The 24,680-nt window shown below is 73.7% G+C and carries 21 protein-coding genes and 1 pseudogene; 10 read left to right on the top strand and 12 right to left on the bottom strand.

The genetic code is table 11. The annotated features are described in order from the left end of the window. Position 1: 1 nt before the first annotated feature. The 3 genes and pseudogenes from IF01_RS0122070 to IF01_RS0122080 form a co-directional block, all read right to left on the bottom strand. Positions 2 to 1,072, bottom strand: a complete 1,071-nt coding sequence (locus IF01_RS0122070; RefSeq protein WP_078880184.1) for a methyltransferase — start codon at positions 1,070 to 1,072, stop codon at positions 2 to 4. 165 nt (positions 1,073 to 1,237) lie between these two features. Then, positions 1,238 to 1,693: pseudogene (locus IF01_RS0122075) on the bottom strand (GDSL-type esterase/lipase family protein); the annotation flags it as partial. An 81-nt stretch (positions 1,694 to 1,774) separates the two neighbouring features. Next, complete coding sequence (locus tag IF01_RS0122080) at positions 1,775 to 3,232, bottom strand: MDR family MFS transporter (protein ID WP_244215590.1); 1,458 nt, start codon at positions 3,230 to 3,232, stop codon at positions 1,775 to 1,777. A gap of 196 nt (positions 3,233 to 3,428) precedes the next feature. Between IF01_RS0122080 and IF01_RS0122085 the strand changes: the two genes are divergently transcribed. Then, complete coding sequence (locus IF01_RS0122085) at positions 3,429 to 4,001, top strand: TetR/AcrR family transcriptional regulator (RefSeq protein ID WP_030395221.1); 573 nt, start codon at positions 3,429 to 3,431, stop codon at positions 3,999 to 4,001. Between the two features lie 141 nt (positions 4,002 to 4,142). Continuing rightward, positions 4,143 to 4,577, top strand: coding sequence for a VOC family protein (locus IF01_RS0122090; protein WP_030395222.1), 435 nt, complete (start codon positions 4,143 to 4,145; stop codon positions 4,575 to 4,577). An 83-nt stretch (positions 4,578 to 4,660) separates the two neighbouring features. Here the strand turns inward: IF01_RS0122090 and cspE are convergent, their stop codons facing one another. Beyond that, positions 4,661 to 4,873, bottom strand: a complete 213-nt coding sequence (gene cspE / locus IF01_RS0122095; protein WP_030395223.1) for a transcription antiterminator/RNA stability regulator CspE — start codon at positions 4,871 to 4,873, stop codon at positions 4,661 to 4,663. 271 nt (positions 4,874 to 5,144) lie between these two features. Here cspE and IF01_RS0122100 point away from each other — a divergent pair, with 271 nt between their 5' ends. Next, complete coding sequence (locus IF01_RS0122100; protein ID WP_030395224.1) at positions 5,145 to 5,639, top strand: DUF4232 domain-containing protein; 495 nt, start codon at positions 5,145 to 5,147, stop codon at positions 5,637 to 5,639. A gap of 122 nt (positions 5,640 to 5,761) precedes the next feature. Then, positions 5,762 to 7,831 carry an NAD-dependent DNA ligase LigA gene (ligA, locus tag IF01_RS0122105; RefSeq protein ID WP_030395225.1) on the top strand — a complete coding sequence of 690 codons (2,070 nt, stop codon included), beginning with the start codon at positions 5,762 to 5,764 and terminating at the stop codon, positions 7,829 to 7,831. Between the two features lie 9 nt (positions 7,832 to 7,840). Here ligA and IF01_RS0122110 read toward each other — a convergent pair whose 3' ends face one another. The 3 genes from IF01_RS0122110 to IF01_RS0122120 all read right to left on the bottom strand — a co-directional run bounded on the left by IF01_RS0122110 (position 7,841) and on the right by IF01_RS0122120 (position 13,776). Next, positions 7,841 to 8,743 carry a phosphatidylinositol-specific phospholipase C gene (locus IF01_RS0122110; protein WP_037780646.1) on the bottom strand — a complete coding sequence of 301 codons (903 nt, stop codon included), beginning with the start codon at positions 8,741 to 8,743 and terminating at the stop codon, positions 7,841 to 7,843. Between the two features lie 248 nt (positions 8,744 to 8,991). Next, positions 8,992 to 11,244: a glycoside hydrolase domain-containing protein gene (locus tag IF01_RS46940; RefSeq protein ID WP_051755877.1), complete on the bottom strand. Its 2,253-nt coding sequence runs from the start codon at positions 11,242 to 11,244 to the stop codon at positions 8,992 to 8,994. 339 nt (positions 11,245 to 11,583) lie between these two features. Then, positions 11,584 to 13,776: a protease pro-enzyme activation domain-containing protein gene (locus IF01_RS0122120; protein WP_051755879.1), complete on the bottom strand. Its 2,193-nt coding sequence runs from the start codon at positions 13,774 to 13,776 to the stop codon at positions 11,584 to 11,586. A gap of 174 nt (positions 13,777 to 13,950) precedes the next feature. Between IF01_RS0122120 and IF01_RS0122125 the strand changes: the two genes are divergently transcribed. Then, a complete protein-coding gene (locus IF01_RS0122125; RefSeq protein WP_078880185.1) occupies positions 13,951 to 14,832 on the top strand; it encodes a class I SAM-dependent methyltransferase in 882 nt (293 codons plus the stop codon). Positions 14,833 to 14,939: 107 nt separating this feature from the next. Further along, a complete protein-coding gene (locus tag IF01_RS0122130) occupies positions 14,940 to 15,725 on the top strand; it encodes a VOC family protein (RefSeq protein WP_030395230.1) in 786 nt (261 codons plus the stop codon). 62 nt (positions 15,726 to 15,787) lie between these two features. On the opposite strand, the gene IF01_RS0122135 is transcribed toward IF01_RS0122130, so the two are convergent. The 4 genes from IF01_RS0122135 to IF01_RS0122150 form a co-directional block, all read right to left on the bottom strand. Then, the gene (locus tag IF01_RS0122135; RefSeq protein ID WP_030395231.1) at positions 15,788 to 16,324 is read right to left on the bottom strand and encodes a hypothetical protein; all 537 of its coding nucleotides are present in this window, start codon (positions 16,322 to 16,324) and stop codon (positions 15,788 to 15,790) included. Positions 16,325 to 16,365: 41 nt separating this feature from the next. Continuing rightward, entirely contained in the window at positions 16,366 to 17,166 is an 801-nt protein-coding gene (locus IF01_RS0122140) for a class I SAM-dependent methyltransferase (RefSeq protein WP_051755881.1), read from the bottom strand. 122 nt (positions 17,167 to 17,288) lie between these two features. Next, positions 17,289 to 17,849, bottom strand: a complete 561-nt coding sequence (locus IF01_RS0122145) for an RICIN domain-containing protein (RefSeq protein WP_030395233.1) — start codon at positions 17,847 to 17,849, stop codon at positions 17,289 to 17,291. A gap of 81 nt (positions 17,850 to 17,930) precedes the next feature. Then, positions 17,931 to 18,590, bottom strand: a complete 660-nt coding sequence (locus IF01_RS0122150; protein ID WP_030395234.1) for a hypothetical protein — start codon at positions 18,588 to 18,590, stop codon at positions 17,931 to 17,933. Between the two features lie 395 nt (positions 18,591 to 18,985). Here IF01_RS0122150 and IF01_RS0122155 point away from each other — a divergent pair, with 395 nt between their 5' ends. The 4 genes from IF01_RS0122155 to IF01_RS0122175 all read left to right on the top strand — a co-directional run bounded on the left by IF01_RS0122155 (position 18,986) and on the right by IF01_RS0122175 (position 23,776). Beyond that, positions 18,986 to 21,904, top strand: a complete 2,919-nt coding sequence (locus IF01_RS0122155) for an AfsR/SARP family transcriptional regulator (RefSeq protein WP_051755883.1) — start codon at positions 18,986 to 18,988, stop codon at positions 21,902 to 21,904. Positions 21,905 to 21,975: 71 nt separating this feature from the next. Continuing rightward, entirely contained in the window at positions 21,976 to 22,626 is a 651-nt protein-coding gene (locus IF01_RS0122160; RefSeq protein ID WP_078880192.1) for a suppressor of fused domain protein, read from the top strand. Next, on the top strand, positions 22,605 to 23,042 hold the full coding sequence (locus tag IF01_RS0122165; RefSeq protein WP_051740253.1) for a VOC family protein: 438 nt from the start codon (positions 22,605 to 22,607) through the stop codon (positions 23,040 to 23,042). The genes IF01_RS0122160 and IF01_RS0122165 overlap by 22 nt, the downstream gene beginning before the upstream one ends. A 434-nt stretch (positions 23,043 to 23,476) precedes the next feature. Then, positions 23,477 to 23,776 (top strand): DUF4193 domain-containing protein, encoded by a 300-nt coding sequence (locus IF01_RS0122175; RefSeq protein ID WP_030395238.1) that lies wholly within the window; start codon positions 23,477 to 23,479, stop codon positions 23,774 to 23,776. Between the two features lie 75 nt (positions 23,777 to 23,851). On the opposite strand, the gene IF01_RS0122180 is transcribed toward IF01_RS0122175, so the two are convergent. Then, positions 23,852 to 24,601, bottom strand: a complete 750-nt coding sequence (locus IF01_RS0122180) for a FadR/GntR family transcriptional regulator (protein ID WP_233290013.1) — start codon at positions 24,599 to 24,601, stop codon at positions 23,852 to 23,854. Between the last annotated feature and the right edge of the window lie 79 nt (positions 24,602 to 24,680).

Here is a 24,680-nt window from a genome sequence, read left to right on the forward strand (position 1 = left end):
GTCAGGCCGCGACGGCCTCGACCACCGACAGCACCGTCGAGGTCGGGACCACCCGGGACAGCCGCAGACCGGCCCGCCCGAAGAGCTCCGCGAAGTCGGCCTCGGTCCGCTCCCGCCCGGTGAGCGAGGCCATCATCATCAGGTCCAGCGCCTTCGACTGGTGGGGCCCGTTGCCCGGCGGCACCACGGCGTCCAGGACCAGGATCCGGCCGCCCGGCCGCAGGGCGCGCCGGCAGTGGCCCAGCAGGGTCACGCAGCTGTCGTCGTCCCAGTCGTGGGTGATCCGCTTGAGCAGATGGATGTCGCCCGACGGCACGGAGGAGAAGAAGTCGCCGTCCTGCGGCGTCCAGCGGCCCGCGATCTCCCCGTGCGCGTGCAGCCGGTTCCCGGCGAGGACGTGCGAGCGGTCGTAGAGCACGCCCTCCAGGCCGGGGTTGCGGCGCAGCACCTCCAGCAGCAGTCCGCCGTGGCCGCCGCCGATGTCCACGACGGTGCCGCTGGCGGGGAAGTCGTAGGCGGCCGCGATCGGGGCGTTCTCCGGATCGGACATCGCCGCCATGCCGACGTGGAAGACGGCGGCGGTGCGCTCGTCCTTGGCGAAGTGGTCGAAGAACGGCATGCCGAAGAGCTTCTCGAATGCCGTGTCGCCCTCGGTCAGACAGTGCGTCAGTTCACCGGCGGGCCCCCACATGGTGCGGTCCGTCAGCATCCCGATCGCCGTCCGCGCCGAGTGCGGGACATCGCTCCGCAGCGCCTGCCCGGCCCCGGTCAGGGCGAAGCGGCCCTGCTCGTCCTCGGCCACGATGCCCCGGGTCGCGAGCAGTCGCAGGACCCGGTGCAGATTGCGGGCGTCCGTGCCGGTCGCGGCGGCGAGGTCGGCGGGGAGGGCGGGCCCGGCCGCGAGGTGGTCGGCGACCCCGACCTCGGCGGCGGCCCGGAGCGCGGCGGGGAAGAGGAATCCGAGCGCCTCGTCGACGAGGAAGGCGGCGGAGGCCCGCAGCGCCTCCTCCTGGTCGGCCGCCCCGGCCGCTCCGGCCTGCCCGCCGATCGCGCGAGCGTCGTCGTCACTCATGCTGTCCTCCTGCTGCTGTCGCTGCTGCCGTGGCCGGTGCTGTCGCGGAGGCCGGTGCCCGGCCGTCCGCCCGGGAGACTGCCCATGAGTAACCGGTCCGACACCCACCGCGACCGATCCGGCCCGGCGCCTGCCCGCCGCGCCTGCGCCGGGCCGCGCCGCTGCTCACCGGACCAGGCGCAGCCAGGCCGAGGCGAGGGCGGCATGGCCGGCCGGCGTCGGGTGCACGCCGTCGACCGACCAGTGCTCGGGCCCGGTCCGTGCCGCGAGCCCGGCGAACGTGTCGTCCGCGGCCATCAGCCGCGCGCCGTACGTGCGGGCGAGCTCGTGGACGGCCTCGATCTTCGGGTCCGGATCGGCCCGCCACAGCTTCCGCACCTGGTCGTCGACGACCGCGTGACCGGCCCGGAAGGTGCCGCCGACCGGGAGGAGGAACGGTTCGACGAGGATCAGCTGCGTGCCCGCCGCGGCCAGCGGGGCGAGCAGTCGGTCGTAGCCCGCCGCGAACTCGGCGGCGGGGATCGGACGGCCGTCGGGTGCCGTCGTCTGCCACCCCATGTCGTTGGCGCTGACGAGGACGGACACCACGTCCGGCCGCGCGTCGAGCACGTCCGTCCGCCAGCGGTGATCGTCATGACTTCTCCTTGGGTGGGGAGTGGGGGAGGCGGCTGCCCGCCAGGAACGTTGCCGGAAACGCGCGGTTCAGGCCTGGGCGGCCGACCGGGTTTCGGTCGCTCCGTCCGCTGCGGTCGCTCCGTCCGTTTCGTCCGCGGTGGCGGGCGGCACGCCACCGTCCGCCGACGCGGGGCGGCCCGGCAGCAGCAGGCAGAGCGGCACGGCCACGGCGGTGAGGGCCGTGGCCCACCGGAAGGCGGTGTCGAAGCCGTCGGCCAGCGCGTCGGGGGAGTGGGCACCGGCCGTGGCGTGCTGGAGGACGACGGCGATCAGGGCGATGCCCACCGAGCCGCCGAGCTGCTGGGCGAGGCGGGTGATCATGCTGGCGTCGGGGATCTCCCCGTGCTCCAGCCCGACGTAGGCGGCGCCCATCGGCGCGATCATGGCGGCACCCAGGGCGAGGCCGCGGACGAACAGCGCCGCCAGGAGCAGCCACTCACCGGTCCCGGCGGTGACGAAGGCGAACGGCACGGTCGTCGCGGCGACGAGCGCGAACGCGGCGACGGCGACCCGGCGGGCGCCGAGGCGGTCGGTGTACCGCCCCGCCAGGCCGCGGGCCAGTAGCGCGCCGAGGCCCTGCGGGACCAGCAGCAGTCCGGCCCCGAGCGCATCCTCGCCCCGGACATGCTGGAACCAGAGCGGCAGCAGCATCATCGAGCCGTACAGCGAGACGCCGCCGAGGAACAGCAGGGTCGCGGAGGAGGCCACCGCGCGGTGGCGGAACAGCCGGACGTCGACGACGGTGCCGCCGCCGGTGCGGGTCAGTGCCCGGGCGACGAAACCGCCGACCAGGGCGAGTCCACAGACCAGCGGGACGAGGACCCCGGCGTCGGCGAGGCCCGCGCTGCCCTCGACCCGGGAGAGGCCGTACACGAGGGCGGCGCAGCCGGGGGAGAGCAGGAGCAGGCCGAGCGCGTCCAGCGGTGCGCCGGGGCGGCCGGGGACGGGCCGGTCGTCGGGCAGGTTGCGCAGGGCGAGCCGGGCGCCGACGGCGCAGAAGGGGATGTTGACGAGGAACAGCCAGCGCCAGTCGGCCAGATGCAGGATCAGACCGCCGAGTACGGGCCCGAGGATCGGACCGAGGGCGGTGGGCACGGTGATGATCGCCATGACCTTGCCGATGTTGCGGCCCCCGGCCGCCTGCACGAGCAGTGTGGCCATCAGCGGCATCATGACGCCGGCGGCGGCACCCTGGAGGACCCGGAAGGCGATCAGGCTGGGCGCGTCCCAGGCCAGCGCGCTCAGCAGCGAGCCGAGCAGGAACCCGCCGAGGGCCGCCACCCACAGCCGACGTCCGCCGAACCGCGCCTGCGCCCAGCCGGCCAGCGGGACGGTGACGAACACGGCGAGCAGATAGCCGGTGCCCACCCACTGGACGGTGGAGAGCGGGGCGCCGAGGTCCTTGGTCAGGTCGTCGAGGGCGACGCTGACGATGGTGGTGTCCAGGACGACGGCGAGGGCGCCGACGACGAGGGTGATCGCCATCCGCCACACGGCTGGGTCCACGCGGTCGGGGTCTGTGCGACGGGGGTCGGTGCGGTCGGGGCCCGTGCGGTCGGGGCCCGTGCGGTCGGGAGTGCTCATGAGCGGCAGCCACCTTAAGATACATCGATCTATCTTACGGTGGTCAGGCTAGGCCGCTAGGATAAGAAAGGCAAGTCTTTCCAAAGGAGGAGCGCCCATGGCCGAACGACGCCGCGGACCGGCACTGGAGAAGGCACTGCTCGACGCCGCCTGGGAGGAACTCGCGGACCACGGCTACGCCCGCTTCACCATGGACGCCGTCGTCAAGCGCGCGGGCACCAGCCCGCCCGTCCTCTACCGCCGCTGGGCCAACCGCGAGGAACTCGTCCGCGCCGCCGTCGCCCACACCCTCAAGGTGTCCCCGCTCGTCCAGCCCGACACCGGGACCCTGCGGGGCGACGTCCTCGCCCTCATGCGCGAGATCAACTCCCCGACCCGGGTCCGCCTGGTCACGGTGATGAACCTGCGCCTGGCCGACTTCCACCGCGAGACCGGCACCAACCCGGCCGACCTGCGCGACCCCCTGGTGACCGGCCGCGCCGAAGCCCTCGACGAACTCTTCGCCCGCGCCGCCGCCCGCGGCGAGGTCCGGCCCGAACGCCTCACCCCGCGCCTCAAGTCGCTCCCCTTCGACCTGCTGCGCCACGACATCCTGACGACCTTCGCCCCCGTCCCCGACGACACCCTCGAAGAGATCGTCGACACGGTGTTCCTCCCCCTGGTCCGCTGACACCCCGTCGGCTGCTCCGCCCGCCGCGTCCTCGGGGAAAACCGCTTGAGCCCGGTCCGACCCTGTGGCAGGCTCGCCCGCCGTGAACGATCACCGGGGAGTGCCCCGGTGGACACCGGCAGTGTGTGAGACGGAGGACGGATGGCATCGGTCAAGCAGGTCCAGATCACCTTCGACTGCGCGGAACCCGAGCGGGTCGCGCGGTTCTGGTGCGAGGTGCTGGGCTACGTGGTCCCGCCGGCGCCGGAGGGCTTCGCCTCCTGGGCCGAGTACGACCGCAGCCTGCCGGCCGAACGCCAGGGCGCCGGATTCGTCGCACAGGACCCCGAACGCGTGGGCCCGCGCCTCTACTTCCAGCGCGTCCCCGAGGGCAAGGTCGTCAAGAACCGCCTCCACCTCGACGTCCGCGTCGGCACCGGCCTCGTCGGCGAGGAGCGCGTCGCCGCCCTCGAAGCCGAGTGCGCCCGCCTGGAGGCCCTCGGTGGCACCCGCCTCCACCTGCTGCGCGCCGACGGCTTCAACGAGTCCTGCCTGGTGATGCAGGACGTCGAGGGCAACGAGTTCTGCCTGGACTGACCTCCCCCGGGACCGCGCGGTGCCCGGGCCCCTGCCGGCCCGGGCACCGCCGCCTCACTTGTGCACGTCGGCGCGGACGGCGGTCAGACGACGGTGACGTTGGCGGCGGACGGACCCTTCTGTCCGGCCTCTATCTCGAACTGGACGTTCTGGCCCTCGACGAGGGTCTTGAAGCCGGTGCCCTGGATCGCCGAGAAGTGGACGAACACGTCCTTGCTGCCGTCCTCCGGCGTGATGAAGCCGAACCCCTTGGCCTCGTTGAACCACTTGACCTGTCCGTTCACCTTCGACGACATCCGCGTCCCCTCGATCGAGTCCCGAAGCCCTGCCCCGAAGCGGCCGGGCTTCTTCGTCGTGCCCACGCCATGGATCACGCAACCCTGGAATCACGTCAATCTGATCCAGCCACAGCGTGGCCCCGCGATCCGCCGGAGAGTGCCACGTCATAACGGTCCGTGGCGAAGGACTAACATTGCGTGGACGCACCATCGGGAATCCGCGCGGGACCGCGCTCCCCACCCTGAGCACCCCGCCGCCGGTTCCCCGCACCGTGAGGAGAGTTCCAGCATGCGCATGAACCGGACGCTCATCGCCGCCGCCACCGCCGTCCTGGCGGTCACCGCCCCGGGAACCGCCCTGGCCGCGACGGCCGACGACGCCGCGCCGTCGGCCTGCCGCCCCGCCAACCACCTCGCGAGGATCGCCCAGGACCAGTCCAGCGCGGGCCACCTCCACTTCCGGGTGACCTTGACCGCTCCCGCCGGCTACGCCCCGTGCCGGCTGGCCGGTTCGCCGACCGACGTCAGCTTCTCCGAGCACGGCAGCACGCTGCCGGTGACCGCGGGGGCGTACGGCGACCAGACCGGAGTGGTGACCTTCGGGCCGGGCCGGCCGGTGCACTTCGACATCCAGGTCCGCAACGACGGCCGCACCAGCCCGGCCGACGAGGCCTCGTTCACTCTTCGCGGACCCGACGGGGCGATCCCCGGCACCTCCGTCGCGGAGGGCGCCTTCGCCGTCTCCGAGGGCACCCTCGTCGGCCCCGTCCAGCCCGGCGCCTGAGCACCGGCCCCGGCGCCTGAGCACCGGCCCCGGCGCCCGACCACCGGCCCGGCTGCGGCGCGCCCGGCGCCTCCGGGGCGGGGGCAGCGGGCATTGTCGGTGGTGGGGGCGATGATGCTGCCATGATCGACGCAACCGCTCCGCTGCTGTCCTCGTCCGCCTATGCCGACGCCGTCACCGCTGCCGTGCGCGCGGCCGCCGCGTACTACACCGACGGGGCCACCCCGCTCGGGGACGACGAGTACGACGCCCTCGTGCGCGCCATCTCGGCCTACGAGGAGGCGCACCCGGACGAGGTGCTGCCCGACTCGCCGAGCGGGAAGGTCGCCGGCGGGGCGGTCGTCGGGGACGTGCCGCACAGCGTGCCGATGCTGTCGCTGGACAACGTGTTCTCCGGCGAGGAACTGGACGCCTGGGCGGCCGGACTGGAGCGGCGCTTGGGCCGCCCCGTGGCCGCGTGGTGCGTCGAGCCCAAGCTCGACGGGCTGGCGGTGGCCGCCCGCTACCGGGCCGGGCGGCTGCAGCAGGTCCTCACCCGGGGGGACGGGCTCGCGGGCGAGGACATCAGCCACGCCGCCGACGCCGTGCTCGGCCTGCCCGCCGCGCTGGCCGAGCCCGTCGACATCGAGCTGCGCGGCGAAGTCCTGCTCACCCAGGAGCAGTTCGAGGCCGCCAACCGGCTGCGCACCGAGCACGGCGCGGAGCCGTTCGCCCACCCCCGCAGTGGCGCGGCCGGCACCCTGCGCGCCAAGGACCGGCCCTACCGGGTCGAGCTCACCTTCTTCGCCTACGGCGCCCTCGGCCTGGACGAGGACCTCACCCACAGCGCCCTCCTGGAGCGGCTCGCCGCCCTCGGTGCCAACACCGCCGCCAGTACCGACGCCCACCCCCTGCGCTGCGCGACCACCGAGGAGGTGCAGCGGCGGATCGAGGAGATCGTCGCCCTGCGCGCCGCGCTGCCCTTCGGCATCGACGGCGTCGTGGTCAAGGCGGACGCGGCCGCGGACCAGCGCGACGCCGGTTCCGGCTCGCGCGCGCCGCGCTGGGCCGTCGCCCGCAAGCTCGCCGCCGAGCACAAGGTCACCCGGCTGCTCGATGTCGAGTGGAACGTCGGCCGCACCGGCATCATCGCCCCCCGGGCCGTGCTCGAACCCGTGGTCATCGACGGCGTCACCATCACCTACGCCACCCTCCACAACCCGGCCGACATCACCCGGCGCGGCCTCATGATCAACGATCAGGTCTTCGTGCACCGCGCCGGGGACGTCATCCCGCGGGTCGAGGCCCCGCTGACCGAGCAGCGCACCGGCGACGAGCGCCCGATCGTCTTCCCCGAGGTGTGCCCCCGCTGCGGCGACGCCATCGACACCAGCGAGCAGCGCTGGCGCTGCGCGCGCGGCCGCAACTGCCAGGCGGTCGCGTCCGTGATCTACGCGGCCGGCCGCGACCAGCTCGACATCGAGGGCCTGGGCGGCACCCGCGCCGTCCAACTGGTCGAATCCGGCCTGGTCGCCGACATCGCGGACCTCTTCACGCTCACCCGCGAGCAGCTCCTCGGTCTGGACCGGATGGGGGAGACCAGCACCGACAACCTGCTCGCCGCCCTGGAGGAGGCCCGCAACCGCCCGCTCGGCCGGGTGTTCTGCGCGCTCGGTGTGCGCGGCACCGGGCGCACCATGTCCCGGCGGATCGCCGCCCACTTCGGCTCGATGGCCGCGATCCGCGCCGCCGACGCCGACACCCTGGCCCGGGTCGACGGCATCGGCCCGGAGAAGGCCCGGCTCATCGTCTCCGAACTCACCGAGCTCGCCCCGCTCCTGGACCGGCTCGCGGCCCAGCGGGTCGGCACGGCCGTCACCGAGCCCCAGGTGCCCGCCGTCGACGCGCCCGCCGGTGACGGGTCGGGGGGCGACCCGGCGCAGGCTCCTGCGGGCGGCCCGCTCACCGGGGAGGCGGTGGTCGTCACCGGCAGCATGACCGGGCCGCTCGCCGCGCTCTCCCGCAACGAGATGAACGAACTCGTCGAGCGCGCCGGCGGCAAGGCCTCCTCGTCGGTGTCCAAGCGCACCACGCTCCTGGTCGCCGGCGAGAAGGCGGGGTCCAAGCGGGCCAAGGCGGAGGAGCTGGGCATCCGGGTCGTCGCCCCCGAGGAGTTCGCCGTCCTGGTGGCCGAGTACCTGCCGCAGGGCTGAAGGCCGCCCTCAGGCGCCGAAGTTCAGCGCGTACAGCGAGCGCACCAGCTCGGCGGTGACGAAGTCCATCGGGACGGTGCCGAGCACCGGGCGGGTGGAGCGGTCCAGGCCGCCGAGGTAGCCGCGCAGTCTGGGAGTGATGGCGTCGGCGGCCTGGCGGGGCCAGAGGCCCCAGCCGGAGCTGGAGGTGAAGGTGAGGAAGAGCCGCTGCGGGTCGGTGGCGGCCCGGGCGGCGGTCAGGTGAGCGGAGACCTCGGGCCACTTGCGCGAGTCGATGTCGAAGATCGTGCCGATGTCGTAGTCGTCCTCGATGTCGGTGCGCCCGCCGCCCCAGCGGATGCCCGGCAGGCCGGAGTTGTCCGCGAGGAGGACGACCCGGCCGCGGGCCTCGCCGAGCGCGGGGATCCGGTCCTCGGTCCGGAACAGGCCCGGCCAGCGCCGCTGGTAGTCGGCGAAGAGGGCACCGAACTCGGTGTCGGGGACGGTGGAGTACTCCTGCTTGACCCGCATCACCAGGGCCTCGCCGGGGTGGGCGGCGAGAAAGGCCTGGCACTGGTTGAGCACGTCGCCGAAGAAGATCTGCTGGAAGACCGGCCCGTGGTGGATCGCGAGCACCCCGTCGACCGCCCGGCAGCGGATGTCGAGGAACCGCACCCCGGCCGCCAGTTGATCGGGCAGCGCCAGGGTCTGCGTCTGGGTGAGCGGCCCGCCGTACAGCGAGCAGGTGTCGTGGGTGCCGGGCAGGGTGAGCCGGGCGAGCGGCAGCCGCGGGTCGACGGCGGCCAGCCAGTCGGCGCCGCCCGGCACGTCGGCGGCCCGCGCGCCCGGCGACCCGACCGCCAGCCCGCCGGCGGCGAGCGCGCCCAGCACGGCCCTGCGGGCGAAGGCCCGTCGGCTCATCGTCGTACGCATGGTCAAGGACACGGTGCGGTACCCCCGTTGGGTGGGTGGGGACAGGGGCGGAACTGGGCTGGAACAAGGGTGGACCAGGGGCGGAACGCGAGGAACGACTGGCATGCCCATTGTCGGCACCCCGCCCCGGTTTGCCCAGAGGCGGGGAGGGCCGGCTGCCGCAAGCCCGGCGCCCCGCCCCCGGAAGGTCGGGGACGGGGCGCGGGGTGGTGCGGTGTGCGGGGCTCACCCGCGGGTTCGGTCCGGGGTCAGCCGCGGGTGACCACGAGCTGGCTGGAGCCGTCCGGCAGGCCGGCGATCGCGGCGCGCTGGGCGGGGAAGACGCTCCCGCCGTACGGGCCCTGGACGGCGCCGAAGCCGGACCAGTTGCCGTTGGCGAAACGGGTCTTGTGGTAGGCGTTGCCGTCACCGCCGACGACCGCCACCTGCGAGGAGCCGTCGGGCAGGCCGGCGATGCCGACCGTGCGCGCGGCCATGGTGGGCGTGCCGTTGCCGGGCAGCGCGGCCCAGCCGGACCAGTTGCCGTCGGAGAAGCGGGTCTCGTGGTAGAGGTTGCCGTCACCGCCGATGGCCAGCACCTGGGAGGAGCCGTCCGGCAGGCCCGCGATGGCGACCCGGCCGGCCGCCATCTGCGGCGTGGTCACACCGGGGAGCGCGGCGAAGCCGGACCAGTTGCCGTCGGCGAACCGCGTCTGGTGGTAGACGTTGCCGTCGTTGCCGATGGCCAGCACCTGGGAGGAGCCGTCCGGCAACCCGGCGATGGCGACGTCCCCGGCCGACATGGTCGGGGTGCCGATCCCGGGGAGTGCGGCGAAGCCGGACCAGTTGCCGTCGGCGAACCGGGTCCGGTGGTAGACGTTGCCGTCACCGCCGATGGCCAGCACCTGCGAGGAGCCGTCCGGCAGGCCCGCGATGGCGGCCCGTCGCGCGGCCATGGTGGGGGTGCCGTTGCCGGGGAGCGCGGCGAAGCCGCCCCAGCCGCCGTTCGCGGCGCGGGTCCCGTGGTAGAGCAGGCCGTCGAGGCCGATGCCGAGCTCCTGCGAGGAGCCGCCGGGCAGCCCGGCGATCGCCACCTCGGAGCCGCGGAAGATGCCCGCCCCGCCGGTCAGCGGGTTGAAGCCGGGCCAGTTGCCCGAGCTCTGGCGCACGCCGAGGAACATCCCCGAGGACTGCGACGGCGGGGCGCCGTTCAGCTGGACGTCGAGGTAGTCCTGGTCGATCCCGATCGAATAGCCGCCCCAGCTCTCCGGGGCCTGCGGGGAAGCGTACTGGTGGGCGCGCTGGTGGTTGGACCAGTAGCCCGCCGGGATCCAGGGGTCCTCGGTGTCCTCCCGGCCGTTCCAGTTGGCGCTGAAGACGGCGTCGGGCATGGTGTAGGCGCTGTTGCCCGCGTTGGCGACGAGGTCCTTGATGCCGGACGAACTGCTGCTGTAGACGCCGGAGTTGTAGCCCCAGGCGTGCAGCTCGTTGGTCCAGGCGGTGAGGAAGGCGAGCACCGGGGCGGTGTACTGCGGCGTGGAGTAGGCCTCCATGTCGTAGTAGAGGACCGCGCCGGGGGAGAAGCCGAGGCTCTGGGCCTGGGCCGCCGCGTCGGCGGCGGCGTTGGCGCCCTCGGTGGCGGGGGCGGTGATCTTCGAAGCCTGCACGCCGACGTACAGCGGCATGAAGGCCCAGCCGGCGGACTGCTGCTGCTGGACCCAGGAGGCCGTGAGGTTCGGCTGGGCGCAGGCCCGCTTCGACCCGCCGATGTAGATGCCGACCGCCCGGTAGGGGGAGGAGGTCATCCAGGCGTTCATCGCGGCACCGGAGGGCGCCGTACAGGCGTCGAAGCCCTTGCCGGTGTAGTTGGTCGCGGACGCGGGTATCGCGGCGACGGCAGCAGGTGCGGCAGCAGGTGCAGCAGCGGGCGCGGCGGCCGGAGCCGCAGCGCGCGCGGAGTCGGCCGGTGCGGAGTCGGCCGGAGCGGCCTGGGCCGCCGAGGAGCGCGGCGCGACCGGCGTCCGGGACCCGGACCCGGCGGGCGCCGGGGTCGGCGCGGGCTGGTGCTGCGGGGCGGGGACGAGGCCGGCGCCGGTGATGATCCGCCGCACCAGCGCCTGGTCCGTGTCGTACGTACCGGTCACCGCGACGACGCCGTCGTTGGCCCGGACGGTGTGCGCGACGGGGTTGGAGCCCTCCCGGTCCGGCGCCGCCGCGGCGGCGGGCTCGACCAGCAGCGCCTCGGTGCGGCCGATCAGTCGCGGCGGGCAGACCTGCTGGTCGCCCGGGTGGCCGAGGTAGACGGCGTGCTGGTCGAAACGGACGCAGGCCTGCGGGTCGACCGCGAGGTCCACCACCGCCCAGGTCGAGGGCACTTGGAAGACGTGGCCCTGGTACGTCACCGCCTTGGTGTCCGGCCCCCCGGCAGGCGCGGCTCCGGCCGAGCCGACGCCGGGCGCCGTCATGAGGACGGCCGCCGCGACGGCTGCGGCGCTGCGGAGCGCTGTGATTCGGGACTTCACCCAGATCTCTCCTGACATGGCGTAAGACCGCGCGCCGGGAAGTCGGCGACGCGGCATCGCCCGCCACGATATCCAGCTCCGGGCCGGATGATCGACACCCTTTTCCCCCGTCCGCCCGTCGGCCGCCCAAACGCCCCTCCGTGTACACCCGTTCACGTGGGAGGAATCGTCCCCGTGCGCCACCGGGGCGCGGCCCGGGCGCCGTCGGGTGCTTCGCCGGACCGGGACGATTCGTGCACGGTCGGACATCGCCCCGCCGACAGCACCGCCGGGGCGGGCCCTGACGGCGCCGCCCCGGCGGGGGATCGGGGGGTGGTGGGGGTTGCTACCGGCTCGGGCTCAGCCGACGTTCAGCGCGACGTCGTCGACCACGAAGCTGGTCTGGAGCGAGGAGTCCTCGGTGCCGGTGAACTTGATCGTCACCGTCTGCCCGGCGAAGGAGGTGAGGTCCAGCGTCCGCTGGGTGTAGCCGGCCGCCGCGTCCGCGTTGGAGTACGTCTTCAGCGTGGTGCTGTTGGCCTGGACGGTCAGCTTGTCGTAGGCGGTGGAGCCGGTCTCGGCGGTGTCGACGTGCAGCCAGAAGGTGAGCGAGGCGGACTTGCAGCCGGCCGGGACGGAGACGGTCTGCGACATCGAGTCGGTGTGCGCCGAGCCGTAGCCGTTCATCCAGGACTTCCAGCCGCCCGAGTGGGCCGCCTGGGAGGCGCTGTTGTCGACCACGCCGCTGGAGGCGGTCCACGGGGCGGCCGAGCCGGTCTCGAAGCCGCCGTTGCCGATCAGCTGGGCGGCGGTGCAGCCCCCGGACGGCGGGGTGGTGGTGCCGCCGAGCAGGGCGGTGGTCAGGGCGTCGGCGACCGGGCTGCCCCAGCCGGTGACCTGGTCGTAGCCGGTCCGGGTGGGGAAGTCCTGGTTGGAGCCGGTGGTCACGTCGTGGAAGGTGGTGCCGTAGCTGCTGCTGTTGGCGAGCGCGTACAGCCGCGGACCGGCCTCGCCCAGGACCGGCTGCCCGGCGGCCTTGGCCTTCTGGTTGAACTGGGCCGCGTAGCCGGACCAGAGCGGGGCGGCCGCGCTGGTGCCGCCGTAGACCTGCCAGCCGCCGGCCGTGTAGATCGCGAAGCCGCTCTGCGGGTCGGCGTTGGAGGAGACGTCCGGGACGGTGCGCATGGTGCCGTTGACCCCGGTGCCGGTCTGCCAGCTCGGCTTGGCGAACACGGTGGAGACGCCGCCGCCGGCGGTGCTCCAGGCGCTCTCCGAGGAGTAGGCGTTGCCGGCGGAGACCTTGAGGTTGGTGCCGCCGACACCGGTCTGGTGCGGGCTGGAGGCCGGGAAGTCGACCGCCTTCACGGTCGATCCGCTGGTGGAGCGGGTGCAGTCGCGCGAGCCGTCGTCGCCGGAGGCGGAGAACACCGAGATGCCCTGGGCGGCGGCCTGCTTGAAGGCGTTGTCGACGGCGGTCATCGAGGCCGGGGTGGTGTCCGGCTCGCAGGAGCCCCACGAGATGGAGATGACCGAGACCCGGTTGTCGGACACGATCTTGTTGGCCATGTCGATCTCGCCCTGGTCGCTGTTGGGCGCCTCGTAGACGAGCTGGGTGGCCTTGGGCGCCGCGCCGCGGACGATCTCGCTGTCCAGCTCGACCTCGCCCTGGCCGTCGCCCGGCCGCGAGTCGTAGTTCGCGCCGTCGACCGACACGGTGGACACGGCCGGACCGGACAGGCCGTACTGCGAGTCGTAGGTGGTCAGGTTGGACTTGCTGTAGCCGTCGAACTCCCACAGCGCCACGGTGACGCCGGTGCCGTCGGCGCCGGTCCGGTTGAGGTTGTAGGCCCCGGTGTACTGGGCGGGGGACAGTCCGCTCGGGCTCGCGGCGACGGCGCCGGGGACGGCACCGGGGGTCGCGCCCGGGGCGACGTCGGAGGCGGGGGTGCCCGGCCGGACCAGGTGGGTCCGGCGGACCGGGTGGTTGTCCAGACCGCTGACGCCCTGGACGGTGGCGGCCAGCTCGGACGGGACGGAGGCGGCCGCGTCGTTGGCGAAGAAGGACCGCTGGGTCTGCGGGTCGACGTACGCGCTCTCGTGGGTGCCGAAGGCCTGCGAGACCTGGGCGGTGGTGCCGCGGGCGTTGACCACCTGGCGGTTGGCGCTCACCTCGGTGACCGTCAGGCCCTGGGCGGTCAGGTAGGCCCGGACCTGGTCGACGGAGGCCTGGGTCGGCCCGAACCGGTCGGTGAACTGCTCCGGCGTCAGATACCTGCCGAACTCCGGCGCGCCGGGCGTGCCGACCGCCGCCAGGAAGCGCTCCAGCGCGTCGGCATCGCGCAGCTTCAGGCTGACGGCCACGGATATCTGCTGCTCCGCCGGGACGTCGCCCTTCTTCTCCGAGTGGGCCACCGCCGGGTTGAGGGTGTTGGGAAGGGTGACCCGCGGGGCGGCGTGAGGGGCGGCGGCCTGTGCGGTGGAGACACCGAGCGGGACGGCGGTGAGCGGCAGCACGGCTATCGCGGCGGCGAGGGTGAGGGTACGGGGGCGCAAGGGATCCTCCTGCGGCCGGCTGTGGGGGCCGGCTTGGGGCCATGGCGTTCCGGGATCTGGGACGCTGGCTAGAACATGACAGAGGAGTCGATCGAATTGGCTCATGGTCAAGCAATTCGTTGCTAAAGAACAGTCAACTGTGTACATCGCAGCTGGCCAGGACTTATACAGTGAATGGCCGGATCCGCCGGCCCGCGCTACCGCTCTCCCGCTGTCCCGCTGTCCCGCGCCAGGGCTCTCCCGCTCTCCCCGTCGGAGGTCGACGTGGCACTCCTGCCCGACATCACCGCCTTCTACGACGACGGCGACGAGGCCGGCCGCCTCACCTCCGGGCGCACCGTCGGGACGGTCGAACTGATGCGGACCCAGGAGATCCTGCGCGCCCACCTGCCGCCCCCGCCCGCCTCCGTCCTGGACGTCGGCGGAGGGCCCGGCGTCCACGCCCGGCTGCTCGCCGACAGCGGCTACCGGGTGCTCGTGGTCGACCCGGTGGAGCGGCACGTCCGGCAGGCCCGCGCGCAGGGACTGCCGGCCGAGGTGGGCGACGCGCGCTCCCTCGACCTGGCCGACGGCTCCTTCGACGCGGTGCTGCTGCTCGGCCCCCTCTACCACCTGCCGGACGCCGCCGACCGCGCCCGCGCCTGGCGGGAGGCCCACCGGGTCGTCGCGCCCGGCGGTCCGGTCGCCGCGGCCGCGCTCAACCGCTACGCCAAGCTGCTGGACCTGCACTCGACCGCGGCGCTGGAGATCGCGGCCACCGGGCTCCGCATGCGCCGCGACGGCCCGACCACCTACTACCACGATCCGGCCGAACTCCCCGCCGAGGCCCACCGGGCAGGTCTGGAGGGTGTCTCGCTGCACGGGCTGCACGGACCGGCCTTCGAGGCGCTGCGGGCGGAGGAACGCCGGACCGGGACGAAGGACCTCGGCGAGCGGGCGCTCGAGTCCGCCCTCGCCGCAGCGCGGTTCGCGGACACCCGGCCGGAGCTGCTCGTCGCCAGCCTCCACCTGCTCGCCGTCGCCCGCCGCCCGCGTCCGGCAGGGCCGAACGGCTGACCCCGCGGGGTCGGTGCGCCGGGCGGAGCGGCGCCCGCTGCCAGGCTCGTGACAGGCTCCGCGGCCCGCTCGGCCCCGGGGGAGACCACCGACGACAGGAGTACCAGATGCTGACCTCCACGCAGCTCCCGGGCGGGCTGAACTGGCTCGACCTGGGGACGCCCGACGTCGCCGCGGCCGCCGCCTTCTACCGCGGCCTGTTCGGCTGGGAGTTCGCCTCCGCCGGGCCGGAGGCCGGGGGTTACGGCTTCCTGCGGAAGGAGGGCCGGACGGTGGCCGCTGTCGGCCCGCTGACCGAGGAGGGCGCGAGTTCCGCGTGGACGGTGTACTTCCGCACCACGGACGCCGACGCCACCACCAGGGCCGTCGAGGCGGCCGGCGGCGTCGTCCGCTTCCCGCCGGCGGAGGTCTTCACGGCCGGACGGATGGCCGGCTTCACGGACCCGACCGGTGCCGAGTTCGCCGTCTGGGAACCGCGCGACACGGACGGCCTGGATCTCGTCAACGAGCCCGGCAGCGTGAGCTGGGTCGAGCTCTACACCACCGACGGCGCGGCCGCGAGGACGTTCTACGGCGGGGTCCTGGGCTGGGAGGGCACGGACCGGCCGATGGGCGGGGGCCTCGTCTACAGCACCGTCGGGCCGGCCGGCGGCGGGGGCGCCCCGCACGGCGGCATCCTGCAGCTGCAGCAGGTCCACCTGGACGCCGGATCGACCTCCGAGTGGCACCCCTACTTCGAGGTCGAGGACTGCGACGCCGCGCTGCTCCGGGCCCAGGAGCTCGGCGCCACCGTCCTCATCCCCGCCATGGACGCCGGGGGAGTGGGGCGCCTGGCGATGTTCCTCGACCCGTTCGGGGCCCCGTTCGCCGTGCTCAGGAGCGCTGCGGGCTGACCCCGGGCCGGCCGACCCCGGGCTGCCGCCCAGTTCCGGCGGGTCGGGGTCGGCGGACGGGCCTACGGGAGCACGGCGACGTGCTCCCGCAGGAAGGCGCCGGCATGGGCGGCGGCCTCCTCCTTCGTCGCGTACCAGGTGCCGTCCTCGGCGGCGCCGCGCGTTCCGTCCGCGCCTTCGGCCTTCCAGGCCCAGCCGCCGGACAGCTGGTCCTGCGTCAGTTCCGCGCTCCCGCCGAACAGTTCGAGCGACGAGCCGCCCCGCGCTCCGGCGGCCGCGGGGCGGGGAACCGCGTCCGGCCACTTCTTGCGCGCGCCCTGGCGGGTCATGCCCCAGACCGCGCCCAGTTGCTCGTAGGTCGCGCCGTAGGAGCCGGCTGTCGCGGCCGCGAGCGCCGTCAGTTCCTTGACCTCGGTGTCGACCACCTTCCAGGCGGCGAGGACGGACAGCGTCACCTCGAGCGGGTCCGCGTCCCACATCCGGGCCGGGGACAGGCCCGACTGGCGGGAGCGAATGGCCGCCGCGAGGGGGGTGAGGGCGTCGGTGAGGGCCTTGGCCAGCTCGGCCCGCTCTTCGGGAGTGATCTCGATAGAAGCCATGCGACAACTCTAGTTACCAAAATCCATCTCGACAACCTTTGTTACCATCTGGATCGAGTATCGGACGGTTCACCGGCTCGGTCGGACCGGCGCCGTGCGAGGTGGACGACGATGTCGGCGTCGATCCCGACCGTCCCGGGCAGGGCCCGCTCGATCGCCTCGAAGGCCCGTCGGCGGTCCGCCTGCGGCAGTTGGAGGTACGCCGAGACCGTCGACAGATAGCCGAGGTAGTCGGCGGCGCTCATGCTCCACCGCCGCTCGACGACGGCCTGCCGGACGTCCTCGAACAACGGGGACCGTTCCAGCTCCGTGCCCGGCCACTGCATCGCCGCGTCCGGCGCGGTGCCGTCGGGGGACGGAACGTCGTCGCTCTCCAGGAACGGCGCGCGGGCCGCCCGCACGGCCTCCTCGACAGCCGGGTCCGCGAGTTGGACCGGGCCGCCGAACGAGGCGAACACCCCGCCCGGCTCCAGCAGCGCGGCCACGCGCGGCCACCGGCCGTCCGGGCGGGTCCAGTGCAGGGCCGCCGCCGCGTAGACCAGGCCGTACGTCCCGCCCGGCCGCAGGTCCTCGAACGCGGCCCGTACGGTCGTCACATTCGCGGGCGCCGTTCGGTCCAGCTCGGCGAGCATCCCGGCGTCGGGCTCCGTGGCCGTGACCGTGATGCCGTGCCCGGCGAACAGCCGGGTCGCCTTGCCCGTCCCCGCGCCGATCTCCAGCGCCGTCCGGACCGGTCGGCCCGCGTACGCCGTCACCAGGTCGACGAGTTCCTCGGGGTACCCCGGCCGGAACCTTTCGTAGGCCTCCGCGACGACGCCGAAACCCAGTGCGCGAGCAGTCATGGCGAGCATCCTGGCACGGCCGGGGCCGTGGCGGTGCCGGAATTGCCCGCAGCCGCGCCCGGTCCCCGTCCGGGGGTGCGGGGGCCCGGGACGGGATGCCGGCCGCGGCGGCGGCGGTTCGGTCAGGCGAGTTCCAGCACCCACAGGTCGGGCGTGTCGCTGAGGACGACCTGGCTGCCGTTGGTGTCGAAGCTCTGGGCGGCCAGCCACTTGCCCGAGCTGACCGTCCGGATCGCGGTGTAGTTGGTGTTGGGTACGTTGAGAAGCGTGAACTTCTGCTTGTCGGGCACGTAGTTGTCGTCGCAGCCGACCGTGATCAGCCAGACGCCGGGGTCCCTCCCGTCGCGGTCGACGTCCGCACACCAGTGGCGCCAGGCGTCGCGGAAGACCACCTGCTGGGTGCCGTCGGACATGGGCTTGCGGCAGACCTGCCACTTCTGGTTGGACTCGCCGCTCCACTGGTACTGGATCACCGAACCGTGGTTCCCCCGGGACAGGGCGACGGTCAGGGCCAGCTCGTTGAAGACCGGGCGGTTGGCGGCCTTGATGCGGTAGAGGATCGGGTCGCAGGTGTAGTTGCTGCCCGTGTCCCAGGCCGAGGCGGGCGGGGCCGCGGCGAGGGTCAGGGCGCCGAGGATCGCGGTGGTGCCGAGCGCGGTCAGTCGGCGGATCGATACGGACATCGTGAACTCGCTTTCACAGCTGGGGGGTGGGGAAGGGTGCGCGGCGTCCGGATGTGTCCGGTCCGGTCCTGGAGCGTGCGGTCAGCAGGCGAGCCGCTGCCGGGCGGCGTTGCGCAGCGTCCCGGCCGCCTCCGGGGAGGCGCACGACACGGTGCCCTCCTCGGGGTACCCGAAGGTGGTGAAGGTGCCCTTGCCGTTCGGGGTCGTGTTCAGCCAGAAGCCGATGGCGCCGGCGCGGGCGCAGGTGTACTCCACGTACTCGCCGGAGACCTTCTGCGTGCCCCGGTAGAGGCCGTAGTAGCCGGGCTGGTTGAAGTTCCAGGTGTTGGAGGCGGTGGTGGTCGTGGTGGACGAGGTGGTCGTCTGCACGGAGAAGCCGACCGTGGCGGACACCTTGAAGAACAGGAAGCTGGCGGAGGCCGAGATCTCGGTGTTCCGGTTGACCGTGGTGGTCACGGTGTCGACCCGGGTCAGGGTCTGGTAGCGCTGACCGGTGGTGCCGGGAGCGACGTTGATCGCCGAGAAGTCGGTGACGACGGCTTCGACCTTGCTGTTGAGGATGTCCTGCACGGGCTTGTCCACGGCCGGATTGCAGACGCCGCTCGGCGCTGCCGACGGGGTCGCGGCCGCCGCACCGGTGGCGTTGACCAGGCCGAGCGAACCGACGGCGGCGAGGACGGCGGCGGTCGACGCCATCGCCCGGAGGAGTGTGCGCGGACGGGGGGTCGGGTTCGGGTTCATGGGGGCTCCCTCTCTGGACTCTCCGGAACTGAGTCGGCCGGGTGCGGCGCCCGTCGAGGTGCTGGGCGGATTTTGTCCGGCTCGGAGAGAACCCTGCTTCAGTCCGTCACGATTTCGTCATCAGCTGATCACGGTGGACACATCACGGGTACCTGGCGCGCCATGGACACCGCCCGGCGTCCGGGTGAGGATGGCCCTGCCGGGCCGTCGGGTGTACGAACCTGACGCTCGGTGCGCGACCCGTGGCCGCGTACGCGGGCCGGGCAAAGGCGGGGCAAAGGCCGAGTGAGGGTCGGTCGAGGGGCGCCGGGCGAGGGCGAGGGGCGAGGGCGAGAGTGAGGTCGAGGGGCGAGGGTCGAGCGAGGGCGGACGGACGATCCGGCGGAGGGGCGGGAGTGGAGTTCAGGATCCTGGGAGCACTGGAGGTCCGGGCCCCGGACTCCACCGTGCTCGCCGTCGGCGGCCGACGCCAACAGGCCCTGCTGGCCTGTCTGGTGGCCCATCCCGGCCGGATCGTCTCGGTCTCCCGGCTGGTCGACGCGATCTGGGACGACTCCCCGCCGGCCACCGCCGACCGCCAGGTCCGGAACATGGTCGGCGCGCTGCGCCGCGTCCTCGGCGGTGGCTCCGGCGTTGGCCCCGGAGTGGTGTCGCCGATCCGCACCGACGGACCGGGTTACCTCTTCACCGGAGCCGGACCCGAAGTCCGCGTCGACGTCCAGCAGTTCACCGCCCTGGTGGACGCGGCGGCGCAGCCGGGCGCCGACCGGGTCGCGCGCCTGCGCGAGGCCCTGGCGCTCTGGCGCGGACCCGCCCTGGACGGCCTGCCGGGCCGGGCCCTCTCGGCTGTCGCGGCCGGCCTGGAGGAGCGCCGGATGGCCGCCCTGGAGCGGCTCTACGAGGCCGAGTCGGCGGCCGGCCGGGACGAGCTGGCGATCGCCGAACTCACCGAGCTGGTGGTCACGTTCCCGCTGCGCGACGGCCTGGTGCGGCACCTGCTGACCGCCCTGGCGCGGTGCGGCCGGCACGTGGAGGGGCTGGCCGCCTACCGCCGGTACGCCGACCGCCTCGCGGAGGAGCTCGGTCTCGACCCCTCGCCCCGGCTGCGGGCCCTCCAGGGGGAGTTGCTGGGCGCGGCCGGCGAGGCCCGGGGCGAGCCCCGTCCCGCGGACCCGCCCGCCCGGATGGCGTCCGCCCGAGTGCTGCCCGCACCGCCGCGGCCGTGTCCGCGCCCGGCCCAACTGCCCTGGGACCTCCCCTCCTTCATCGGCCGAACCGCCCAACTCCTGGCCATGGACCGCCACCTGGCCGCGCCCGCCGTCACGGGCGACCCGCCCCCGACGTCCGTTCTTGTGATCACCGGCATCCCCGGCGGCGGCAAGTCGGCCCTGGCGGTGCGCTGGTCGCACCGCGCCCGGGAGCACTTCCCCGACGGCCAGCTCTTCGCCGACCTGCACGGCTGGTCGCCCGCCGGCCCGCAGGACCCGCACGCCGTCCTCGGCGCGTTCCTGCGGGCACTGGGCGTCCCGGCCGAGGACGTACCCGGTCGGCTCGACGAGGCGGCCGCGCTCTACCGCACCACGCTGGCCGGCCGACGGGTCCTGATCGTGCTCGACAACGCGCTCGACGCCGAACAGGTCCGCCCGCTGCTGCCCGGCACGGCGGGCTGCGCGGTGGTCGTGACCAGCCGCGACCGGCTCACCGGCCTCGTCGTCCGCGAAGGGGCCGAGCGGATCGAACTCGTCGACTTCAGCCCGGCCGAGGGGCGGGCACTGCTGCACCGGGTCCTCGGCGCCGAACGGGTCGCGGCCCACGAACACGCCGTCACCCGGCTGCTCGACGCCTGCGGCCACCTCCCGCTGGCCGTCGGCCTCGCCGCCGCCCGGCTGCGCGACCGTCCGCACCACGATCTCACCGGCCTCGCAGCCGAGTTGGCGGCCGAGGGCACCCGTCTGGACGTCCTCGACGCCGACGGCGACGGCCCGTCCGTCCGGCTGCGCACGGTCTTCGCGCTCTCCTACCGGGCGCTCGACGAGCCCGCCGCACGGCTGTTCCGGCTGCTCGCGCTGAGCCCCGCGGTCGTCCTCTCGGCGCCCGTCGCCGAGGTCGTCGGCGAGGTGGTCGGCGGCCAGGACGCCGCCGAGTGCGCGCGCATCCTGCGCCGCCTGGCGAACTCCCACCTCCTCACCGAACACGCCGCCGGCCACTACCGCTTCCACGACCTGGTCCGGCTGTTCGCCGCCGAGCGGGGCGCCGACCAGGAGAGCGAGCGCTCCCGCGCCGGTGCCCGGGACCGCTGGTACGCCTGGTGCCTTCACCAGAGTGCGGCCGCCACCGCTCCGCTGCTCGCCCCGCGCCGCCCCCGGGTGCCCCTGCCGCCGCCCCCCGAGGGCCTGCGCACCACGGCCTTCGACGGCGCGGAGGAGGCACTGCTCTGGTACGACGGACAGCGCGCCAACCTGCTCGCCACCGTCGGCCACGCCTTCGCGCACCGCAACGACGAAGTCGCCTGGCAGCTCCCCGCCCTGGTGTGGCCCTACCTCCACCGTTCCGGCCGGCACGCCGAACGCCTCGCCCTCGGCCGCACCGCGCTCGCCGCCGCCCGCCGCCTCGACGACCCCCTCGCCACCGGCCGCACCCTCAACGACCAGGGCCACGCCTGGAGCACCGTCGGCGACCTGCCCCGGGCGCTCCGGCACTACGAACAGGCCCTCGACCACGTCCGCGCGGCCGGATCCCCGGCCGTCGAGGGCCAGGTGCAGGCCAACCTCGGCGCGTTCCGCTTCTTCTCCGGCGACTACGCCGAGGCCGCCGACCACTTCGAGGACGCCCTGCGGCTCCTCCCCGCCGAGGGACCGGACGCCGACGACTGGACCGTCCGCCTGTGCGAGGTCAGCCTCGCCTCGGTCCACGCCTTCCTCGGCCGCTTCGACGCCGCCCGGGCCCGAGCCGAGCGGCTGCTCGCCCCCGAACTCGGCCTCCACGACGGCATCCTGGGCTGCTCCCTGCGGAACGTCGTCGGTATCGCCCACTACGCCGCCGGCCGCCCCGACGAGGCCCTGCGTTACTTCGCCCGCTCCCTGGCCGTCAGCCGGCGCACCACCGGCTTCCCGGACCAGCAGGCCAACTCCCTCGCCGGCCTCGCCGCCGCCCAGCAGACCCTCGGCCGCCCCGCCGCCGCCCGCCGCTCCTGGACCGCCGCCCTCGACCTCTACCGCCGACTCCCCGCCCACTACCGGGCCCCGGTGACCCTCCTGACCTCCCTCGGCTTCACCCCACCCGACATCCCGAGCGATGTTCTACCGAAGCTGTGACCCCGACGGTTGCGCCCCTGCCCGGGCCTGTCCGCCGAGCGGTGTTTCGGAGCCGTGAGATCATCGAAGGCATGTTCGAAGTCAAGCGCAGGGGCGAGGCCGTGGCGGCCGTCGAGTCGCACGTTCGGGGCTTCTTCGCGGGTCACGAGGTTCAGGCCCATGACTACGATCCCGGGCCCGGCCGCCAGGACGAGGTGCCCGGCCTCCGCATCATCGCGGTCGGTCCGGGGCCGCGCGGCAACTGCTGGACATACCTCACGGCCGGTTGTTGGTCCGCTGTGGAGAACCATGGGCACGGACTGGAGTTCGTCCTGACCGCTCCGGCGAAGGACGAGAGCTTCGTCGAGCTTCTCGCGAGGATCGCGTACTACCACGCCGGACACCGTCTCGACCTCGGGCACAGCCTGCCGATCGGCGAGCCGTGGATTCCGGGGTCCCACTGCAACCATCTGCTCGTCAGTCTGCCCTACCTCCATGGGCCGGAGCTCGAACGCTGCCCACTGCCGGACGGCCACGCGCGTATCCTCTGGACTCTCCCGGTGACGGCGGACGAGATGGCATTCCGGCGCGAACACGGCCTCGAAGCACTTGAGCAGCTCTTCGACGTACACGGGATCGACCCGGTGGATCCCGAGCGGGCTTCCGCGGTCCGACCGGCTTCCGGCCCGCCCGTCGGTACGCCGAGCCTTCCGGCCGGGGCATGCTCGGCGGTGGGGGCGTGAAGAGGCCCGTCAGCGGGATGCTGCACCACGTCGAGCTCTGGGTTCCCGACCTGGAGCGTGCCACGGCCTCGTTCGGGTGGTTGTTGGAGGCCCTCGGGTACTCGGTGTTCCAGGACTGGAGCAGGGGGCGCAGTTGGCGCCTCGGAGCGACCTACCTGGTCGTCGAAGAGTCGCCGGCCCTCACCGCCGACCGGCACGACCGCTGCCGGCCGGGTCTGAACCACCTGGCGTTCCACGTCGACGGGCCGGACACGGTGGAGGAGTTGGCCTCGGAGGCCCGTCGGCACGGCTGGCACCTGATGTTCCCCGATCGCCACCCGCACGCCGGCGGTGAGGAGGTCCATGCCGCCTACCTGGAGAACGACGACGGCTTCGAGGTCGAACTCGTCGCGATGAGTGCGTCGGAAGCGGACTGATCACTACGGGACCGGGTGGCGCCCTGCTGAACGCCGTCGAGAGTCCGGGGTCGAAGGGTATGGTGGACGGAGCCCGATCCTCGGCAGGCCGGTGGCGATGCTCCTGTTCGCGGGGATGTCGACCTCGGGAGCGTCCGGGGTCGGCCTGATCACCTTCGTCCCGGGCGGTGCCGGGCCGACGACGGTCGCCGTTCGGCTCGCACAGGCGGTCGAGGCGGGGCGTCGGGGCGTGCGGTCCTGACCCCGGATTCGGCGGTCGGGTCGGCCGATGGGTGGATCATGGGTGGGGCTTCGCGCGTCCCGCGGTGCGGCGGATGAGATGGTGGGGCGCCACGGGTGGGATCGGCCGCGCTTTTGCGTGCGGCGGATGCTCCGTGGGCCGGCAGATGGCACGATGCGATGCCGGAAGCGACGCTCAAGGAGAAGACAGCACCATGGCAACCGACTACGACGCCCCGCGCGACACCGGCGACGAGGGACGCGACGACAGTATCGAGGCTCTGAAGAACAAGCGGGACGACAAGCAGAGCTCCTCGGTGGACGTGGAGCCCGAGGCCGTGGAGGGCCTTGAGCTGCCGGGTGCCGACCTGTCCGGTGAGGAGCTCACCGTGCGTGTCGTGCCGCTCCAGGCGGACGAGTTCACCTGTATGACCTGCTTCCTGGTGCACCACCGCGCGCAGCTCGCGGGTGAGGACAAGAACGGCCGGCCGATCTGCCGGGAGTGCGCTTCCTGACCTGGGCGCAATGTCCGGGCCGGCCGGGACCTCAGGGTCGCGCGGCCGGCCCGGGCCCGGTCCGGGGCGGGAGCCTCAGGCCAGGAAGCCCCGCAGCAGTGCGGCCGTCGCGGCGAGGTGTTCCTCGGTGGCGCGGCGGGCCGCGTCGCCGTCTCCGGTGAGGATCGCCCGGACCATGGCGCGGTGCTGTTCGGCGGCGTGCTCGATGTTCCGCTCCAGCATGGGGATCGCGTTGAGGAGGTCGTTGAGGCGCATTCTGGCCTCGGCGATGGCCGCGGCCAGTGTGGGGGAGCCGGTGAGTTCGCCGATGGCGAGGTGGAAGCGCGAGTCGAGCTGGCGGTAGCGGTCCGGCGGGGCGTCCTCCAGGTCGTCGAGGCGGCGCTCCAGGTGGGCCCGCTGGTCGGCGGTGAGGGTGCGGCGGGCGGCTGCCTCGGCGGCGCCGGTCTCCAGGACCTGGCGGTAGGTCAGCGCGTCCTCCAGCGCGCCGCCCAGGTCCCGGGCGGCCCGGCGGAGGTCGGCGACGTCGGGTGCGGGCATCCGGTAGGTGACGAAGGTGCCGCCGTAGCGGCCCCGGCGGGGTTCGACGCAGTCGGCCTGCTGGAGGGTGCGGAGCGCCTCGCGCAGGGTCTCCCTGCTGACGCCGAGTCGTGCGGCGAGGTCCCGTTCGGCGGGCAGCCGGTCGCCGTGGCCGAAGACACCGAGTTTGATCGCCTGGAGGAGCCGTTCGACGGTCTCCTCGAAGGCGTTGCCGGTGCGGACCGGGCGGAAGATCGCGCCGGCCTGCCAGTCGAGCCGTGCCTGCTCACGTGCTTGGTCCAGGTCCACGCCCGGAATCGTACCTACGGGCGGGTGTCGGACCCCGTTCCGTCCCGTTCTCGGTGTCGGCCCTTGACGTGGCCCCGGC

Origin of the sequence: Kitasatospora purpeofusca (assembly GCF_000718025.1) — a bacterium.
In the GTDB taxonomy this organism is placed as follows: Bacteria; Actinomycetota; Actinomycetes; order Streptomycetales; family Streptomycetaceae; genus Kitasatospora; species Kitasatospora purpeofusca.